This window comes from Streptomyces sp. NPDC052012 (assembly GCF_040689265.1).
Lineage (GTDB): Bacteria > Actinomycetota > Actinomycetes > Streptomycetales > Streptomycetaceae > Streptomyces.
The window spans coordinates 11196-30893 of sequence record NZ_JBFAXA010000030.1 but is presented as its reverse complement, the minus strand read 5'-3'; the positions used below and the strand labels follow the sequence as shown (position 1 = coordinate 30893).

Sequence of the window (19698 nt, the reverse complement as noted above, 5' to 3'; positions counted from 1 at the left end):
GCGGTTCGACTACCAGCCGGCCGGCTCCGCGACGACCTCGTAGACGCCCTTGAGGTTCACCATGCGCGGCAGCTCGCTCTGGTTGATGACGACGCCGAACTCCTTCTCCAGGGCGGCGAGAATCTCGATGGCGCGGAGCGAGTCGGCGTTGTGGTCCTCCTTGAAAAGGCTGACCTCGGTGACCTCGTCCTCCTCTATCTCGAGAATGTCGCAGACGATTTCCTTGATGGTTTCCAGACGCTCGTCGCGCGTGGCAGTGGTCACGCCATTACCTCTTTCCGAAGGGCCGCAGTCGGTTTTTTATGCGGCACGTTTCCATCGCTTCTGAATGGTGCGAGGCGACCCGCTTCCCTCACAACAGCGGCTGCAACAAGCTGCCACCGGCGCAAGGGAATTCGGGTGTGCGGCCGTGATGCGGCCAGGTATCAGGGGAGAAAGCTCCCGCGCAGGCGCGGCAGGGCGTCGGCGAGCGAGGCCACCGCGTCGAAGAGGGCACCGCCGAGCCGGCGGTCGGGGGCCGCGGGCATACGGGAGGCCGGCCCGGTCACGGCCAGGGCGGCGGCCACCCGGTCGTCGGGGGCGCGCACGGGGACGGCGTACGTCACGCTGCCCGGGCGCAGCGGGTCGGGTCCGTAGGCCCACCCCCTGCGGCGTACGGCGGCGAGCTGGGCGGCGGTGAACCGGGCGCAGCTGAGCGCCTCGGACAGCTCGTCGGGCGGCTCCCAGGCGAGCAGCACCCCGGCGACGGGGCCCGCCGAGGCGGGCCGGGTGGCGCCGACGGGCGGGGGGCCGCCGGCGACGGAGGCGGCGACACAGATCTGCAGACCGTCACGGCGCCGGTGGAGGAGTGCGTCGAGGCCGGTCGCCGCGCGCAGTCCGGCGAGGACCGGTCCCGCGGCCATGGCCAGCCGGTCGTGGCGTACGCCGAGGGCGGTGGCGTCGAGCCGGGGGCCGAGGACGAACCGGCCGTGCAGGTCGCGGGTGAACAGTCCGAGGCGTTCCAGGGCGACGGCGATGCGGTGGACGGTCGGCCGGGCGAGTCCGCTGTACATGACGAGGTCGCCGAGGGTGGCGGGGCCGCCCTCCACGATCTCCAGCAGCACGGCCGCCTTGTCGAGCACGCCGACACCGGTCGCCGTCCGGGGCCGGGTCGCGGTGCTCATCGCTTCGGCGCCAGCCGCGCACGGATGTCCCGGACGAGGTCGTCGCGGCGGTCCATCAGGTAGAAGTGGCCGCCCGGCAGCACCGTCAGGTCGAATCCCTTCGGTGCGACGCCCGCCCAGGCGGCGACCTCGTCGGCCCGGATGTCGGGGTCGTCGGCGCCGACGTAGCCGGCCACCGGGCAGCCGAGGGGGACGCCGGGCCGTGCGGTGTAGCGGGCGACGGCGGCGAAGTCGGCCCGGATGGCGGGCAGGACCAGCTCGCGCAGGTCCGCGTCGTCGAGGAGCGCGGCGTCGGTGCCGCCGAGCCGCCTGACCTCGTCCAGCAGGGCGCCGTCGCCGCCGAGGGCCGCGGTGCGCGGGGTGAGCAGGTGCGGGGCCTTGCGGCAGGAGACCATCAGCAGGTCCAGCGCGGTGTGGTGGCGTGCCTCCAGGCGCAGGGCGAGCTCGTATCCGACGGAGGCGCCCATGCTGTGGCCGAACACGGCCAGCGGGGTGCCGAGGTAGGGCAACAGTTCGTCGGCGAGCGCGTCGGCGAGTTCCTCTATGCTGGTGAGCGGTTCTTCCGCGATGCGCTCCTGCCGGCCGGGGTAGCGGGCGGCGAGGACCTCCACGTCGTCGCCGAAGGCGTGCCCCCAGTCGTGGAAGAAGCCGGCCGAGCCGCCCGCGTGGGGCAGGCACAGCAGCCGCAGTCGGGGCGGGGCGGCGGTGGCGTAGCGCCGCAGCCAGATGCTTGTCGTGCCGAGTGCCATGGCAGGGGGCCTCCTTGTGGCGTGGGGTGGTCGGTCCGGGCGTCCGGCGTGGCGCGGGCTCGTCAGTCCAGGGCGCCCGGGGCGTCCAGCGACACGACCTCGGTGTCCGGGGTGATCCGGCGGGCCAGCCCGGCCAGGGTGCGGCCGGGCCCGACCTCGACGAGTCGGCGGCAGCCGAGCGGACCGACGAGGGTGTGCACGCTCTGTTCCCACAGCACCGGGGAGGTGAGCTGGCGGGTGCCGAGGGCGGGCCAGTCGCAGTCACCGGAGTGCGCCTCGGCGTCCACGTTGGCCACGACGGGCAGGTGGGAGGGGGCGAAGGAGGTGTCCTTCAGCGCGCTGCGCAGGGCGTCGGCGGCGGGTTCCATGTACGGGCTGTGGAAGGCGCCGCCGACCTGGAGCCGGATGAGCTTGGCGCCGATGGAGGGCGCCTCGACGGCCAGGCGGTCGATGCCCTCGGCGGAGCCGGAGACGACGGTCTGGCCTGGCGCGTTGACGTTGGCCACCCACACCTCGAGCCCGTCCTCGCGCATCCGTGCGGTCAGCGCGGCCACCTCGGTCAGGGGCGCGGCGACGAGGACGCCCATGGTGCCCTCGACGGCCTCGGCGGCCCTTCGCATGGCCCGGCCGCGGGCGGCGACCAGTCCGGCCGCCGCGGGCAGGGTGAGCGCGCCGGCGGCGACGAGGGCGGCGTACTCGCCGAGGCTGTGGCCCGCGCAGGCGACGACGGTGCCGCCGAGGGCGTCCCGGCGTACGGCCTCGGCGTGCGCGATCACCGAGACGCTGAACACGGCGAGCTGGGCCAGGTCGGTGCGGCGCAGCCGCTCGCCGGGGGTGTGCAGCAGGAGTTCGGGAATGTCCTCTCCGGTGACCTCGGAGATCTGCCGGGTGAGTTCCCAGGACGGAGTTTCTTTCCAGGGTTCTCCCATGGCCTCTTTCTGTGTTCCCTGTCCTGGAAACAGCAGGGCGACCGGCATACGACTCATGGACCCGCCTTCCGCGTGAATGCACCGGGGAGAGCGGGGACCCGTCCGGGAATCGGAGCCGACGGGTCCCCGCGAGCCGGCGGACGGGAGCGGGGGATTCTCGGCGCCGCCGGGGAAGGAATTCACGCAAGCCCCGCGAGGGGTGAATCCCTTTCTCGCACTCCATGGAACTGCCGGTGCGCGGCGGGCGGCAACACCGCTTTCAGGAAGCTGCCAGCCGGGAGGTCACGGCCGGTCGCCGGGGCGTGCGCGATGCGGTGCGGCCGGGGGCAGCAGGCCGAGCTCGGCGGCCCGCACTCCGGCCTGGAAGCGGGAGTTGGCGCCGAGCAGCGCCATGATCTCGGCGACGTGCCGCCGGTAGGTGCGTACCGAGACGGCGAGGTCGCGGGCGGCCACCTCGTCGGTGACGCCGGCCCACAGGGCGGCGAGGATCTGCCGGGCGAGGGCACCGCGGTCGCGGTTGCCGAAGACGACGCGTTCACCGGCGGGCACGGCGTCGCGCCAGACGTTCTCGAAGAGGGTGCCGAGGGTGTGCAGCAGTTCCGGTGCCCGGATCATGGAGGCGCGCCGGCCGACGGCGGACTCGGCGACGACGAGCGCGACGGTGCCGTCCACCATGAGCGCCTGGAGCGGGGGCACTCTGGCGATGCGGATGGCCACCGGTCTCTCCTTGCCGAGCTGTTCGCGGACGAAGTCCTCGTCGACCAGGGCGGGGCTGCTGAGCAGCCGGACCATGACGGTGTCGGAGGCTTCGTAGATCAGCTGCCGTTCGACTCCTTCGCCGCGGCCGGGTTCCTCTCGGTCGCCGGTCATGCGGGCGTGCACGATGTCGATGGTGCGCGTCGCCCCCGAGATGAGGTCCCGCGCCTGTTGGAGCACCACGGCGTAGCCGCCCTCGACGACCGTGATCCGCTGTTCCTGGAGGCTGCGGTCGCGGTGGATGGCCACCGTCGACTCGATCAGGGTCTGCACCTGGAGGAGGGCCTGCTCGAGGTCGTCCTCAGCGCTGTCCGACACGTCCTGTTCCCCGTTCCCCGTTCGATCCCCGCCGAGCGAAACGGTTGTGCTCCTCGCGTGCCCTGCCCTGCGCGGCCGGTGGTGGGGCCGAGGGGGCGGGCGGCCTGTGGCGCTCCGGTCGGCGGGGTGGTGCCGGGTGCGCCACGAGCACCCGGCTGTACAAGGGGCGCCGTGCACCCGGGGTGCGGACGGTGTGGACGGCGAGGCTCACGGCTACTCCTGCTGCATCAGCCCCAGTTCGACGGCGCGCGCTCCGGCCTGGAAGCGGGAGCTGGCGCCCAGTTCCCGCATGATCTCCGCGACATGGCGTCGGTAGGTGCGCAGGGAGACATTGAGTTCGCGGGCGGCGACGTCGTCGGTCTGGCCGGAGCGCAGCCGCTCCAGGATCCTGCGGCTGAGGTCGCTGCGCAGCCGCGGGCCGAGGGCGAGGTGGTCGTCGAGCCGCCGGCAGCGCGACCAGGTCCCCGCGAAGAGCAGTTCGAGGGCGCGCACGGCCGCGGTGTCGGTGACCAGGGTTGCCTGGGCGCCGCTGTCGCTGCCGGGCACGGCGCGGATCAGGGCGCGGGCGCCGTCGACCACGACGGCGTCCCGTAACTGCCCCTCGGAGCACCGTACTTCGAAGCGGCTGCCGCCGGCCGCGCTCAGCCGGGCGAGGGAGCCGTCCGCGACCGCGGTGGCGCACAGGACCCGCACGTGCGGGCCGGGCCGGGTCTCGGTGAGCAGTTCCTTCACGGTGGCGCTGAACTCGTCGGCGGAGGTCAGGGCGACGCACACGGTGTGGCGCGCCTCCCCGAGCAGCTCGTGCAGCGCCTCGCGCAGCACCGCGACGCTGGTGTGCGTCCCGTCGGGGCCGCCCGCGGGACGCCTGCGGTAGAGGGAGACGGTGGACTCGATGAGCGCCCGGGCCTGCAGCAGGGTCTGCTCGACATGGGCCGCGTGATCCCCGCGGGCCGTGTCCGGCACCCGGTCCGCTCCTGGTGGGTCGATGACAGCACCGGTCACTGGTGTCCCCCTTGGTCACCCAGCCCTGATCGTGGCTCAAGCGTGCATCTTGCCGAGGCCCGACGGCTCACCGCACTCCCACGCCAAGATTCGTGAAAACCGAACTGTTCAATCGTGAATCTTTTCGGCGGATGCGAGCCTGCCTCGACTCAGACAATAGTTCGCTGGCTCAGAACCAGTCAACAAGATCCAGCCTGCCGGCGTCGGCCGGCCGAAGGCTAAATCCGCTTTCCACTTTTTCGGGCGGCTGCGGATTTCTTCCAGACACCCTGACAACAAGCTGCACCTCATCCCCCGAACTTGACTCTCCGCTTCCGGTTGCGCCACCGAGCGCTCCACTCCCCTCACCCCGCGTCGCACTTCTGTCCGCTTCCGGCCAACTGCCCCCCGCTCCAGCCCCGCTCGAGCCTTGGCCAAGCCTACGGTGACCGGGTGACGACGAGCCAGACGGGGGGCGTAGGGCCCACCTTTGCGCCACATTCCGAGCGCAACGGTGCGGCCGGCCGGTGGCACCGTTCGCCGACCGGACGGTACGGCCCGCTTGATCGGGAATTCCTCGGGGGAAATGACATCGGCACGGACGCGGCAATAGCGTTCCGCCGGCTCCCGGGGCAGCAGTGCAGCTCGCCGCGACACACCGCGTCGAGCGAGGTTTGACGGTATTCCAGGTGCCGTACGGGGGAATTGCAGATGACTGAAAAGTACAAGGCGCGGTGACGTCCGGGTGGACGCGCGACGCACCCGTGGCCGCCGCGCCCCTCCCACCGGATCCCGCCACCTGCCGAGCGGCTCCGGCTCCGTCACCCCCGCAGCGCTCTCCCGCCAGCAGGGCGCAACGCCGTCCGCCCACGCCCCGCACAGGCACAGCACAGCGCCTCGCCCCCCCTCACCCCCACCCCGTGCAAAGCAGCGTCACATCGAGTCACGTCCGTTCCTTCACGTTCCGGCGAGACGCGGCCCGCGCCGCCCGCCTTCGAAGACAGGGAGAGACACGATCGTGAACCGCCCACCCTCCACACCGCGTTCCCTCGCCGACCTGCTGCTGACCGCCGCCGACCGGCATCCCGGCACCGGCGTCGGCTACTGCCTCGGCCCCGCCGACGCGGACTGCCGGGACGTGCCCTATCCGGACCTGCTGGCCGAATCCGCCCGCCTCCTGACCGCGCTGCGCGCCCGGGGACTGCGGCCGGGCGACCGGGTCGTACCGGTCCTGGAACGACCACAGGACTTCCTGCCCGTGTTCTGGGCCGCGGTGCTCGGCGGCTTCGTCCCCTGCCCCATGGCACCGCTGCGCGGCGACCGGGACCGCTGGGCCACCCAGCTGGAGCACGTGAACACCCTGCTCGGCGGCCCCCTGGTGGTGACGGGCGCGGCCCTGGCCGCCGAACTGCCCGCCGTGGACGGCCTGTCGGTGGCGTCCCTGGAGGAGCTGCGCGCCGCCGGCCCGGTGCCCGCCGGGGACTTCCACCGCGCGGCGCCCGAGGACACCGCCGTCCTCGTCCTGACCTCCGGGTCCACCGGCCACTCCAAGGCGGTCGTCCTCACCCACGCCAACCTGCTGGCCTCCATGGCGGCGAAGAACGGCCACCACCGGCTCACCGCCGGTGACACCACCCTCAACTGGGTGTCCTTCGACCATGTGGCCGCCCTGCTGGAGTGCCATCTGCTGCCGCTGTCCACGGGCAGCCGGCAGCTGCACGTCCAGGCGCAGGTCGTCCTCGGCGAGCCGCTGGAGTTCCTCCGGCTGATCTCGCGGCACGGCGTCACGATGACCTTCACCCCGAACTTCCTGCTCGGTCTGATCAACGCGGCCGGCGACCGGCTGCGCGAGAGCGGCGAGCGGCTTGACCTGTCCCGGCTGCGGCACATCATCAGCGGCGGCGAGGCCGTGGTCGTCGCCACCGGGGAGAGATTCCTCGACCGCCTCGCCCCCTACGGACTGGCCCGCGACGCGCTGTGGCCCGCCTTCGGCATGACCGAGACCTGCGCCGGCAGCGTGTACTCCCGCAAGGCGTTCCCGGACGCCGACCGCGGCGCGGAGTTCGCCAATCTCGGCACCCCGGTCCACGGCCTGCGCATCCGCATAGCCGACCCGGAGGACCGCCCGCTGCCCGAGGGCCAGGTGGGCGAGCTGCAGCTGCGCGGCCCGATGATCACCCCGGGGTACTACAACAACGAGACGGCCACGCGTGAGGCGTTCACCGCGGACGGCTGGTTCCGCAGCGGCGACCTGGGCCGGCTCGACGAGGGGCGGCTGACGCTGGTCGGGCGCAGCAAGGACAGCATCATCGTCAACGGCGTCAACTACTTCTCCCACGACATCGAGTCCGTCCTCGAATGGCTCGACGGCGTGGCCCGTTCCTACGTCGCCGCCTTCCCCGTCCGCCCGGCCGGCAGCGACACCGAGCAGCTGGTGATCGCCTTCGCCCCGCAGGCCGCGGCGACCGGCGGAGCCGGCGCCACCGACGAGGCCGCCCTGCACCGGGTGCTCACGGCCGTCCGCAGCACCGTGGTGATGCACTGGGGTTTCCGGCCGACGCTGGTCCTGCCGCTGCCGCCCGAGGCGTTCCCCAAGACCAGCCTCGGCAAGATCCAGCGCTCGCTGATGCGCCGGCGACTGGAGCAGGGCGCGTACGACACCGAGCGCCGGGCCGTCGACGAGCTGACGCTGCGCATGCTCGGCGGCTACACCGCCCCCGAGGGCGCGACCGAGCGGGTGCTCGCGGAGATCTACGCCGAGCTGTTCGACACCGACCCGGCCGCGATCAGCGCCACCGCCAACTTCTTCGACCTGGGCGGCACGTCACTGGACATCCTGCGGCTGCGCGGGCGGGTCGCCGAGCGGCTCGGCGTCGGCGGCCTGGAGGTGATCACGGTCCTCAGGGCACCGACGGTCCGTGCCCTGGCCGCCCGGCTCGACGAGGGCGCCGCGTCCGGCACACGGGAGTACGACCCGCTGGTGCCGATGCAGACCGGCGGCGCCAAGACACCCCTGTTCTGCGTCCACCCGGGCGTGGGCGAGGTGCTGGTCTTCGTCAACCTCGCCAAGTACTTCGCGGGCGACCGGCCGTTCCACGCGCTGCGGGCCCGCGGCTTCGACGAGGGCGAGAAGCCGTTCGCGACGTTCGAGCAGATGGTGGACTGCTACGCCGACGCGATCCAGCGCAAGCAGCCGCACGGCCCGTACGCGGTCGCCGGATACTCCTTCGGCGGCGTGGTCGCCTTCGAGATCGCCAAGGTGCTGCGCGAGCGCGGGGAGCGCGTCGACTTCGTCGGCAGTCTCAACCTGCCGCCGCACATCAAGTACCGCATGGAGGAACTGGACTTCGCCGAGACCGCGACGAACCTGGCCTTCTTCCTCGCACTGATCGACAAGAAGCAGAGCACCGAACTGCCCGAGCGGCTGCGCCCGCTCCCCCGCGAGGAACAGATCGCCCGGCTCATGGAGCTGGCCCCGGCCGGCCGGCTGGCCGAACTCGACCTGGACGCCGACCGGTTCGCCGCCTGGGCGGAACTCGCCAACGCCCTCACCGACCTCGGCCGCGGCTACGAGCCCAGCGGCTCGGTGCCGTCGGTCAGCGTCTTCCACGCGATCCCGCTGCGCGGCACCCGGCAGGACTGGCTCGACAAGGAACTGCGCCGCTGGGACGACTTCACCACCGGGCCCAACCGCTACATCGAGGTGCCCGGCGAGCACTACACCATGCTGTCCCCGCAGCACGTGGCCGAGTTCCAGGCGATCCTGCGCCGGGAGCTGGACCTGCGGCTCGCGGAGGCCGACGAGATCGCGATCCGACGGGGAGACGACCGATGACGCGCGGCAGCGGAACAGGCACAGGAACAGGCACAGGCGCGGGCACCGGCTCGGACCCGGCGAGCGCGCTGCGCGGCGCCAAGGTCCTGATCACCGGCGGCACCGGGCAGGTCGCCCGGCCGGTCGCCGAGGCGCTGGCCGAGCACAACGACGTGTGGTGCCTGGGCCGCTTCGCCGACCCGGACGTCGAGCGCGCGCTGAACCGGCGCGGGATCACCACCTGGCGGTGGGACATGGACGACCCGTCCCCGCACGCCCTCAAGGGACTCCCGGAAGACTTCACGCACGTGTTCCACTCGGCGGTGCGCCGCGGCGAGGACGGTGACTTCAACGCCACCGCGGAGATCAACGCGGTCGCCACCGGGCGCCTGATGCAGCACTGCCGCACCGCCTCGTCGTTCCTGTACGTCTCCACGGGCGCCCTGTACAAGCGGCAGACCCTGGACCACCGGTACACCGAGGACGACCCGGTCGACGGCGCCGCGGACTGGCTGCCCGCCTACCCGATGGGCAAGCTCGCCACCGAGGGCGCGGTGCGCGCCTTCGCGCAGGTCCTGGAGCTGCCCACGACCATCGCGCGGCTCAACATCGCCTACGGACCCGGCACGTACGGCGGGGTCCCGATGCTCTACTTCAAGCAGATGCTCGCCGGCGCCCCGATCGCCGTGCCGCTGGAGGGCCAGAACTGGTGCTCGCTGCTGTACACCGACGATCTCGTCGCGCAGGTCCCGCATCTGTGGCGGGCCGCGTCGGTGCCCTCGACGCTCGTGAACTGGGGCGGTGACGAGTCGGTCGGCGTCACCGACTGCATCCGTCACATCGAGGCCCTGACGGGCGTACCGGCCCTGCTGGTGCCGAGCGAGGTCACGCGCGAGACCTATCAGTTCGACCCGGCGCTGCGCCGCCGGCTGACCGGCCCCTGCCGGGTCGGCTGGCGGGACGGCATCGAGCGCACCCTGAGGACCCTGCACCCCGACCGTTTCGGCGTCTGACGAGGGAGACGGCACGATGACGACGGCACTGGCGACCGCGACGGCAGCGGCGACTGCCACCGCGACTGCGACTGCGACTGCGACTGCGACGGACACGACCGAGAATCTGCGGCTGGTCCGGCGCGCCTACGAGGCGTTCCACGCCCGGGACGTGGGCGCGCTGCTGGCGACCCTGGACCCCGAGGTGGAGTGGGTGCACCCCGACGGGATGACCGGGTACGACCTGGGCGGCACCAAGCGCGGTCACGCGGGCGTGCGGGCGTTCCTGGCCCGTGTCCCCACCGTGCTCGGCGGAATGCGCCTGGAGCCACGCGAGTTCGTGGCGGACGGGGACCGGGTGGTGGTGTTCGGCGAGCGCGAGGTGACCTCGGTGCGTGGCCGCACGGCGCGGCTGTCGTTCGTCCACTCCTGGACGCTGCGCGACGGCGTGGCGGTGCGCATGGAGGACATCTTCGACACGGTCGAGTTCCACCGGCTGATCGAGAGCTGAGCCGCCCGCGGCACGGCGCCGCGCCCTGTCTCCCCCGCTCGAGGAGACAGGGCGCGGCCGTCTCGGTCCGTGCCGGGCGCGCTACGAGCGCCTCGGCACCGGGATCACATAACGGCTGAAGAGCAGCTCGCGCAGCACGTCGTCGCCGCCCTCCACGAGCGACACGTACCGCATGTCGCGCACGAGCTTGCCGACGGGCAGGTCGTGCGTGTAGCCGAGCCCGCCGAACATCTCGGAGCCCACGGAGGCGACGTCCCAGCCCGCCTGGCCGCAGAACATCTTGGCGGTCAGGGCGGACTTGAGGGTGCCCTGGCGGTGGAAGAGGGCCGCGGCGCCGGGGTCGGCCATGATCGCGTCGTACTCGCGTGCGGCGCGCAGACAGTGGCTCTTCATAACGTCGATCCGCATCTCCATCTGCCCGAGCCGCTGCGCGAACACGGGGCTCTCGACGAGCGTGCCGCCGCGGAACGGCTTGTTCTTGGCGTAGGTCATGCAGTGGTCGCGGATCCGGCGGGCGATGCCGATGGCGGTGGCCGCGATGAGGATGCGGCTGGCGTTGAGGCCGATCTCCAGCAGGCGCAGTCCGGAGCCGTCGAGCCGGTACGCGGCGGGCACTCGGCAGCCCTGGAGGCTGACCTGGTAGGTGTGCGAGGTGCGCAGACCGATGACGTCCCAACGCCGCACGATCTCGATGCCGGGGGTGTCGCGCGGGATCAGCACGGCGTGATGGGTCTCGGCGTCCTCGGCCGAACGGGCGACGACGACGAGGAAGTCGGCGAAGTCCGTGTTGGTCGAGAAGAACTTCTCGCCGGTCACGACGAGTTCGTCGCCGTCGCGGGCCACCACGGTCTCGACGCGGCCGAGTTCGCTGCCGGCGGTCCGTTCGCTGCCGAGGGTCGCGCAGAACGAGCCCTTGGCGGCCATGGGTTCGAGGTACCGCGCCTTCAGCTCCTCGGAGCCGTACAGCTGCACCATGCTGGTGCCGAGCACCGAGATGAAGAGCGTGAAGGCCGCTCCGGCGTCGCCGTAGGAGAGCTCGTTGACGATCTCGACGCTGTCCTCCAGGCCGAGTCCGCGCCCGCCGAGCTCGGTGGGCAGCCACCAGTTGGCCAGTCCGGTCTCGCGGAACCTGTCGTAGACGTCCGAGGGCTTGTCGTCGAGGGCGTCCAGCTCGGCGTGGCGCCCTTCGAGACACTCCTTGACGAACGCGCGTACGGCCTTGAGGTCTTCCGGCTTCATTGCTCCACCCATTCCAGGTCCGGCACTCGGGGATGCGGACGTCGTCATTCGGAGGTCGCCCGCTGCACGAGGGCTTCGATGTCCAGGTCGTCGATCTCGTCGAGGTCGTCGATCTCATCGACCCCGCCGATCCCGCCGATCCCGTCGGTCCGGCTCATCCGGTCAGGCGCGTCGGCGTTGTCCGCGGTGCCGGGTTCGCCTGCCCCGTCGGCCGCCTCCGGGCCGGGGAACAGCAGGTCGCGCACGCGCTCGGCGAGCGCGGCGGGCGTCGGGTAGTTGTAGATCACCGTCGCGGGGACGTGGACGCCGGTGTCCTGCTTGACCTGGTTGCGGAACTCCACGCCGCTGAGAGAGTCGAAACCGATCTCCTGGAACGTCATGTCGGCGTCGATGTCGTCGGCGGACGCGTAACCCAGCACGCTGGCGGCGGTGTCCAGCAGCAGCGTCACCAGTTCCTCGCGCTGTTCCTCCTCCGGCAGGCCGGCCAGCCTGCGGGCCATGGGCGGCGTGCCGTCGGCGTCGGCGGGCGGCGCCTCGGCGGGGGCGGCGGCGGGAGCCGGGCGGACCAGGGTGTGCAGCAGCGCGGGGACCGTGTCCTGTTCCAGGGCTCCCCGGTCGATCTCCACGGGAAGCTGGAGGGTCTCGTCCGCGGTGAGTGCCGCGTCGAACAGGGCGAGACCGCGCTCGGCCGACAGCGGGACCATGCCGTGGCGGCGGAAGCGCGCCAGGTCGGCCGCGCCGAGCGTGCTCGCCATGCCGGTCTCCCACGGGCCCCAGGCCAGCGCCAGCGCGGGCAGTCCGGCCCGGGCGCGGTGCTCGGCGAGGGCGTTGAGGAAGGCGTTGGCGGCCGCGTAGTTGGCCTGGCCCGCGTTGCCGACCGCGCCGACCACGGAGGAGAACAGCACGAAGGCCGACAGCTCCAGGTCGGTGGTGAGCTCGTGCAGATGCCAGGCCGCGTCGGCCTTGGGCGCGAGGACACGGTCGATCCGGTCCGGGGTCATCAGCTCCACGGTGGTGTCGTCGAGCACGCCGGCCAGGTGTACGACCGCGGTGAGCGGGGCGTCCTCCGGGATTCGCGCGAGCTGCTCCGCCAGCGCCGCCGCGTCGGACACGTCACAGGCGGCCTGGGTGACGCGGGCGCCCAGGGCGGTCAGTTCGGCGGCCACCTCGGCGGCGCCGGAGCGGCTGAGCAGCAGCAGGTTGCGCACCCCGTGCTCGACGACGAGGTGCCGGGCGAGCAGCGCGCCCAGTCCGCCGGTCGCGCCGGTCAGCAGGACCGTGCCGTCCGGGTCGAAGGCCGGCGGCCGGGCACCGGACGTCTCGGGCACCGGGTCAAGGCGTGGGGCGTGGACGCGGCCCTGACGGATCGCCAGCTCGGGCAGGCGCGGGTCCAGGGTCTCCAGCGCGCGCTGCGAGGCGTCGGTGCCGTCGGTGTCCACGAGCACGAACTGGCCGTCGTGCTCGATCTGCGCGGCGCGCACCAGCCCCCACACGGGGGCGAGGGCCAGGTCGGGCGTCTCGCCGGGAAGGGCCGCGACGGCGTTGCGGGTCACGACGACCAGCGGGCGGTCGTGGTGGTCGTCCAGCCGCCGCTGCACCAGCTCCAGCGCCTCGTGGGCGGCGGCCCGCGCCGACGCGGGCGCGTCGCCGTGGCCGTCCGCCTCGATGCGGACGAGGTCGGCCGGTCCGCCGGGGTGTCCGGGGCCCGGCTCCAGCGGGGACCAGCGCACGGCGAACAGCCGGTCGGCCAGGGAGCCCCGGGAGAGCCGGTCCGCCGAGGCCGGCATGAAGGCGAGCGACTCCACGGTGAGCACGGGGTCGCCGTCGAGGTCCGTGACGGTCACCGACACCTCGGTGGCGCTGATCCGGGTGGCGCGGACCCGCAGGCGTCCGGTGGCGGGCGCGTGGCAGGTCACCGACGACCAGGAGTAGGGCAGCAGCGCCTGTGAGGCGTCGTCCGCTGTCATCAGGGACAGCGCCGGGTGCAGGGCGGCGTCGAGGAGGGCGGGGTGCACGGTGAAGCCGGACCTGGCGTGCGGCACGCGTGCCGGCAGTTCGACCTCGGCGCGGACCTCGTCGTCGCCGAGCCGCCACAGCGCGCGCAGTCCCTGGAAGGCGGGGCCGTACGCGTAGCCGCGGTCGGCGAGCCGGGTGTAGAAGGCGGGAACGTCCACGGCGACGGCGTGCTGGGGCAGCCACAGGTCCGTGGCGGTGCTGCGGGCGGCCGCCCGCGGGACGGCGTGTCCGGTGGCGTGCCGGGTCCAGGCGCCGGAGGTGTGGGAGGCGGGCCGCGCGTACACACCGACGGGGCGCCGGCCGGACGGCTCCGCCTCGCCGACGACGACCTGGATGCGCACCGGGCCCTCGGCGAAGGTGAGCGGTGCGTGGAGGGTCAGTTCCTCGACGGCGCGGCAGCCGGTGTCCCGGGCGGCCCTGAGCGCCAGGTCGACCAGGGCCGCGCCGGGGAACACGGCGTGGCCGAGGACGGCGTGGTCGGTCAGCCACGTCTCGGCGGCCGGGTCGACGCGTCCGCTGAACACCGTCTGGTCGCCGACGGCCACCTCGGTGGCGGCGGACAGGAAGGGATGCCCGACCGGTTCCAGGCCGGCGCCCGTGACGTCGCCGCGCGGCCTGTCCTGCACGGCCCAGTAGCGCTGGTGGTCGAAGGCGTAGGTGGGCAGGTCGACGGGCGTGCCGGTGACGCCGGCGGCGTCCAGGTAGGCCCGCCAGTCGACGGGGACGCCCGCGACGTGGAGGCGGGCGAGGGCCTCGGCCGCCGACAGGGTCTCGGAACGGCCCTTGCGGGCCAGCGGGGTGGCCGTGACGCCGGTGCCGTCGAGGGTGTCGGCGGCCATGGCGGACAGGACACCGTCGGGGCCGGTCTCGACCAGGGCCTCGGCGCCGGCCTTGACGGCGGCGGCGACCCCGTCGGCGAAGCGCACCGCCTCCCGCACGTGACGCACCCAGTACTCGGGCTGCTCCAGTTCGCCGGGGGCGGCGAGGGCTCCGGTGACGTTGGAGACGACCGCGAGGCGTGCGGGGGCGTAGGTGACGGTCTCGGCGACGCGCCGGAACTCGTCGAGCATGGGGTCCATCAGCGGCGAGTGGAAGGCGTGCGAGACCCGCAGCCGGGTCGTCTTGCGTCCTTCGGCGGCGAGGGTCGCGGCGATCTCGGTGACGGCCTCCTCGGCACCGGAGACGACTACGGCGGCGGGGCCGTTCACGGCGGCGACGGCCACGGTGTCCTCGTGGCCGGCGAGGGCGGCCCGGACCTCCTCCTCGCCCGCCTGGACGGCCACCATGGCGCCGCCGCGCGGCAGCGCCCCCATCAGGCGTCCGCGGGCGGCGACCAGCCGGGCCGCGTCGGGCAGCGACAGCACGCCCGCCACGTGCGCGGCGGCCAGTTCGCCGACGGAGTGCCCGACGAGCACCGTGGGCTGGACGCCGAGCGAGGTCAGCAGCCGGTGGGCGGCCACCTCGAAGGCGAACAGCGCGGGCTGGGTCATCGCCGTCTCGTCGAGGAGCGCGGCGGCCGGGGACCCCGGCTCGGCGGCGACGACCTCGTCCAGGGGCCGGTCCAGCAGCGGGTCGAGCGCGGCGCAGACCTCGCGCCAGGCGTCGGCGAACACCGGGAAGGTCTCGCGCAGTTCGCGGCTCATGCCCAGACGCTGGCTGCCCTGTCCGGAGAAGAGGAAGCCCACGCCGGGTGCCGCCGAGGCGTGACCGGTGATCACCCGGGACTCGCGGCGGCCCTCGGCGAGGGCGTGGAGTCCGGCGAGCAGGGCGTCGCGGTCCGGCCCGACGACGACGGCGCGGTGGTCGAGGGCCGTGCGCCGGGTGACCAGGGAGAGCGCCACGTCGCCCGGCTCGCGGGCGGGGTCCGCGGTGAGCGCGGCGGCCAGCTTGCGGGCCTGTCCGGCGAGGGCCTTGGCGCTGTGCGCGGAAACCGGCCAGACGGTCGCGCCCCGGGGCGGCGGCGCGGCGGCGGGTGCGGCGGGCTCGACGGGGTCGCCCTGCTCGATGATCACGTGGGCGTTGGTGCCGCTGATGCCGAAGGAGGACACACCGGCGCGCCGGGGCCGGTCCGCCCGCGGCCAGTCGCGCGGTTCGGCCAGCAGCCGTACGGCCCCGGCGGACCAGTCGACGCGGCTGGTGGGCCGCTCGGCGTGCAGGGTCCTGGGCAGGACGCCCGCACGCATCGCCATGATCATCTTGATGACGCCGGCGACGCCCGCGGCGGCCTGCGTGTGCCCGATGTTGGACTTCAGGGAGCCCAGCCAGAGCGGTTCCTCACGGCCGCCGCCGTACACGGACAGCAGGGCCTGGGCCTCGATCGGGTCGCCGAGGCCGGTGCCGGTGCCGTGCGCCTCCACCGCGTCGACCTCGGCCGGGGACAGCCCGGCGGAGGCGAGGGCCTGGCGGATCACCCGTTCCTGGGAGGGGCCGTTGGGCGCGGTGAGGCCGTTGCTCTCGCCGTCCTGGTTGACGGCGCTGCCGCGCAGCACGGCGAGGACCCGGCGTCCCTCGCGGCGCGCGTCGGACAGCCGTTGCAGGACCAGCACGCCGACGCCCTCGGACCAGCCGGTGCCGTCGGCGTCGTCGGAGAACGCCTTGCAGCGGCCGTCGGCGGCCAGGCCGCCCTGCCGGGCGAACTCCACGAACATGCCGGGGGTCGACATCACGGTGACGCCGCCCGCGAGGGCGAGCGTGCAGTCCCCGGAGCGCAGCGACTGGGCCGCGAGGTGCACGGCCACCAGGGAGGACGAGCAGGCGGTGTCGACGGTGACGGCCGGCCCCTCCAGGCCGAGCGCGTAGGCGATCCGGCCGGACACCACGCTGCCGGAGCCGCCGGTCAGGGCGTGGCCGGCGAGGTTGCCGGACACGTCCTGAAGGGGCGGCAGATAGTCCTGGGCCATGGCGCCCAGGAACACCGCGGTGCCGGTGCGGCGCAGCTCGGCCGGGTCCTGTCCCGCGTGCTCCAGCGCCTCCCACACGGCCTCCAGGGCGAGCCGCTGCTGCGGGTCCATGGCGAGTGCCTCGCGCGGGCTGATCCGGAAGAAGCCGGCGTCGAAGTCCGCCGCGCCGTCCAGGAATCCGCCGGCGGGTGTGAAGTCCGCGTCCGGGTCGATCCGCCAGCCGCGGTCCTCGGGGAAGCCGGTGATGGCGTCGGTGCCGTCGGCGACCAGGCGCCACAGGTCCTCGGGGCCGGCGACGCCGCCGGGCAGCCGGCAGCTCATGCCGACGACGGCGATGGGCTCGTCCATGGCGGCGGCGACGGCCGCCGTCCCGGCCGGGTCCTGCCCGGTCCCGGTGGTCCGCTCCCCCAGATGCCGTACGACGGCGGCGGGGGTGGGGTGGTCGTAGGCCAGCGAGGCGGGCAGCTCCAGGCCGGTCGCGGCGTTGAGCCGGTCGCGCAGCTGCACCGCCGTCACGGAGTCGAAGCCGAGCTCCTTGAACGTGCTGTCGGCGTCGATGCGGCCGGTGTCGGCGTGGCCGAGCAGCACGGCCGCCTCGCCGCGCACCAGGGTCCACAGGTCCTGCTCGGACAGGGTGGCGGCGGTGCCGGGCGAGCCGGCCTCGGGTGCGGTCGCGGGGACCGGCTGCCGGGCGAGAGGGGCCGCGGCGGTGGCACCGTCCACCCAGTAGGTCTCGCGCTGGAAGGCGTACGTCGGCAGCGGCACCCGCCGGGCGCCGGGGAAGCGGCCCCGCCAGTCGAGGTCGACGCCCCGGCAGTACAGCTCGGCCATGGACGTCAGCAGGCGCTGCGTCTCGTCCTGGTTGCGGCGCAGCGTGGACTGGACGACGGCGGAGCCGACGGTGGCGGCGATGTGCATGGCCAGCACCGGGTGCGGGCTGACCTCCACGAACACGCCGTGACCGTCGGCGGCGAGCGCCTCGACGGTGTCGGCGAAGCGCACCGGCTCACGCAGGTTCCGGTACCAGTACTCGGCGTCCAGGGCGTCCGGGTCGAGTCGTCCGGCGGCGACGGTGGAGTAGAACGCGACACCGGTGTCGGTGGTCGCGGCGCCCGCGACGCCCCGCAGCACCTCCTCGCGGATCGACTCCACGTGGTGGCTGTGGGAGGCGTAGTCGACGGGGACGATCCTGGCGCGCAGGTCGCGGGCCTGGCAGTCGGCGACGGCGGCGCGGACGGCGTCGGGGTCGCCCGAGATGACCACCGTCCCGGGCGAGTTCACGGCCGCGATCGAGACGCGGGAGGTGTCGACCTGGTCGGCGGGCAGGTCCAGGACGGCCATCAGGCCCCGCCCGGACAGTTTCTCGGTGATGATCCGGGCGCGGGCGACGATCAGCCGTACGCCGTCGGCCAGGGAGAGGATGCCCGCGGCGGTCGCGGCGGCGATCTCGCCCTGGGAGTGGCCGATGACCGCGTCGGGTCGCAGGCCGGCGGCCCGCCACACCTCGGCGAGCGAGACCATCACCGCGAACAGCGCGGGCTGGACGACGTCCATCCGCTTCAGCGCGTCCTCGTCGCCGAGCACCTCCCGCAGCGACCAGCCGGCATGCTGCCGCAGCAGTTCCTCGCACTCGTCCATGCGGGCGGCGAACACCGCGTCGGTGTCCCACAGTTCGCGGCCCATGCCGGTCCAGTGGGCGCCCTGTCCGGAGAACACCCACACCACGCGGCCGCCCTCGGCTGCGGTGCCGGTGACCACGCGCGGCGCCGGGCGGCCCTCCGCGAGTGCGGTGAGGCCCTCGAGCAGGTCGGCGCGGCCGTCGGCGAGGACGACGCCGCGGCTCCTCATCGGGGAGCGGGTGGTCGCGGTCGAGTGGCCGACGTCCGCGGGGGTGAGGCCGGCGTCGTCGCGCACCCGGTCGTGCAGCCTGCGGGCCTGGGCGCGCAGCGCCTCGGGGGTGCGGGCGGACAGGGTCACCGGGGCGGGCAGGCCGGGCGCCTGCTGCGTGTCCGGCAGAGGCTTCGGTTCCGGTCGCGGCTCGGCGCCGGCGACCACGAGGTGGCAGTTGGCGCCGCCGATGCCGAAGGAGCTGACGCCGGCCAGCCGGGTGCCGTCGGGCCATGGCGCGGGGGCGGCGTTGACCCGCAGCTTCCACTCGTCGAGCGGGATCTCGGGGTTCGGCGTCTCGTAGTTGAGGCTGGCGGGCAGCAGACCGTGCCGCAGCGACAGGGCGACCTTGATCAGACCGACCACGCCTGCGGCCGCGTCGAGGTGGCCGATGTTGGTCTTCACGGAGCCGACCAGCAGCGGCCGGCCGGCGTCGCGGTCCTCGCCGTAGACCTCGGCCAGGGCGCGCGCCTCGACGGGGTCGCCCGCCCGCGTGCCGGTGCCGTGCAGCTCGACGTACCGCACGTCGGCGGGGGCCACGCCGGCGTCGCGGCAGGCCGCGCTCAGCAGCGCGCTCTGCGCCTCGGCGTTGGGGACGGTCAGCGCGCCGGGGCCGTCGTGGTTGACGGCGCCGCCGAGCAGCACGCAGTGGACCGGGTCGCCGTCGGCGAGGGCGTCGGCGAGGCGCTTGAGGACGACCACGCCGGCGCCCTCGCCGCGGACGAAGCCGTTGGCGCGGGCGTCGAAGGTGTGGCTGCGGCAGTCCGGCGACAGCGCCCCGGCGCGGGCGAACGCGATGGTGCTCTCCGGGACGAGGTTGAGGTGGACCCCGCCGGCCAGCGCGGTGTGCGCGGTGCCCGAGCGCAGGGCCTGGCAGGCCATGTGCACGGCGACGAGCGAGGACGACTGCGCGGTGTCCACGGTCAGGCTCGGCCCGTGCAGGCCGAGTTGGTGCGAGACCCGGTTGGCGATCAGTCCGCGGCTCAGTCCGGCGACGGAGTGGTGGGACAGCGCGTCCCCGCCGTGCCGGTGCACCAGGGAGGCGTAGTCGTCGCCGGTGGCGCCCAGGAACACGGCGGTGGCGCTGCCGCGCAGGGTCTCCGGCGGCACACAGGCGTCCTCCAGGGCCTCCCAGCTCAGTTCGAGGACCATGCGCTGGCGCGGGTCCGTCACCGCCGCTTCCCTCGGGGAGATGCCGAAGAAGCCCGCGTCGAAGTCGGCGACGCCGTCGACGAAGCCGCCCCGCGGGTGGGCCGCCAGTTCGGCGATGTCCGTGGGCCACCGGTCGGCGGGCGCGTCCGCGACCGCGTCCTCGCCCTCCTTCAACAGCCGCCAGAAGGAGGGGATGTCCTGCGCGCCGGGCACCCGGCACGCCATCCCGATGACCGCGACGGCATTCTGATCCACCCCGGTGAGCCCTTCCCCGAACTCGTTCACGCCCAT

At 73.7% G+C, this 19698-nt stretch carries 11 protein-coding genes; 3 read left to right on the top strand and 8 right to left on the bottom strand.

The genetic code is table 11. The annotated features are described in order from the left end of the window. Positions 1–9: 9 nt before the first annotated feature. The 6 genes from AB0412_RS31875 to AB0412_RS31850 all read right to left on the bottom strand — a co-directional run bounded on the left by AB0412_RS31875 (position 10) and on the right by AB0412_RS31850 (position 4917). On the bottom strand, positions 10–264 hold the full coding sequence (locus AB0412_RS31875) for an acyl carrier protein (protein WP_366406071.1): 255 nt from the start codon (positions 262–264) through the stop codon (positions 10–12). Positions 265–425: 161 nt separating this feature from the next. After that, a complete protein-coding gene (locus AB0412_RS31870) occupies positions 426–1163 on the bottom strand; it encodes a helix-turn-helix domain-containing protein (protein ID WP_366406070.1) in 738 nt (245 codons plus the stop codon). Next, entirely contained in the window at positions 1160–1912 is a 753-nt protein-coding gene (locus AB0412_RS31865; protein WP_366406069.1) for an alpha/beta fold hydrolase, read from the bottom strand. Before AB0412_RS31865 ends, AB0412_RS31870 begins: the two co-directional genes overlap by 4 nt. A 62-nt stretch (positions 1913–1974) precedes the next feature. Then, positions 1975–2889: an ACP S-malonyltransferase gene (locus AB0412_RS31860; protein WP_366406103.1), complete on the bottom strand. Its 915-nt coding sequence runs from the start codon at positions 2887–2889 to the stop codon at positions 1975–1977. A 234-nt stretch (positions 2890–3123) separates the two neighbouring features. Beyond that, positions 3124–3915 carry a LuxR family transcriptional regulator gene (locus AB0412_RS31855; RefSeq protein ID WP_366406068.1) on the bottom strand — a complete coding sequence of 264 codons (792 nt, stop codon included), beginning with the start codon at positions 3913–3915 and terminating at the stop codon, positions 3124–3126. Between the two features lie 213 nt (positions 3916–4128). Then, positions 4129–4917 (bottom strand): DNA-binding response regulator, encoded by a 789-nt coding sequence (locus AB0412_RS31850; RefSeq protein ID WP_366406067.1) that lies wholly within the window; start codon positions 4915–4917, stop codon positions 4129–4131. A gap of 997 nt (positions 4918–5914) precedes the next feature. On the opposite strand from AB0412_RS31850, the gene AB0412_RS31845 reads away from it, so the two are divergent. From AB0412_RS31845 to AB0412_RS31835, 3 genes are all read left to right on the top strand, one after another. After that, the gene (locus AB0412_RS31845) at positions 5915–8731 is read left to right on the top strand and encodes a non-ribosomal peptide synthetase (RefSeq protein WP_366406066.1); all 2817 of its coding nucleotides are present in this window, start codon (positions 5915–5917) and stop codon (positions 8729–8731) included. A 68-nt stretch (positions 8732–8799) separates the two neighbouring features. Further along, positions 8800–9723 (top strand): NAD(P)-dependent oxidoreductase, encoded by a 924-nt coding sequence (locus tag AB0412_RS31840; protein ID WP_366406102.1) that lies wholly within the window; start codon positions 8800–8802, stop codon positions 9721–9723. Between the two features lie 16 nt (positions 9724–9739). Continuing rightward, positions 9740–10213 (top strand): nuclear transport factor 2 family protein, encoded by a 474-nt coding sequence (locus tag AB0412_RS31835; RefSeq protein WP_366406065.1) that lies wholly within the window; start codon positions 9740–9742, stop codon positions 10211–10213. Between the two features lie 81 nt (positions 10214–10294). Here AB0412_RS31835 and AB0412_RS31830 read toward each other — a convergent pair whose 3' ends face one another. After that, on the bottom strand, positions 10295–11452 hold the full coding sequence (locus AB0412_RS31830; RefSeq protein WP_366406064.1) for an acyl-CoA dehydrogenase family protein: 1158 nt from the start codon (positions 11450–11452) through the stop codon (positions 10295–10297). Between the two features lie 44 nt (positions 11453–11496). Continuing rightward, positions 11497–19692 carry a type I polyketide synthase gene (locus tag AB0412_RS31825; RefSeq protein ID WP_366406063.1) on the bottom strand — a complete coding sequence of 2732 codons (8196 nt, stop codon included), beginning with the start codon at positions 19690–19692 and terminating at the stop codon, positions 11497–11499. Between the last annotated feature and the right edge of the window lie 6 nt (positions 19693–19698).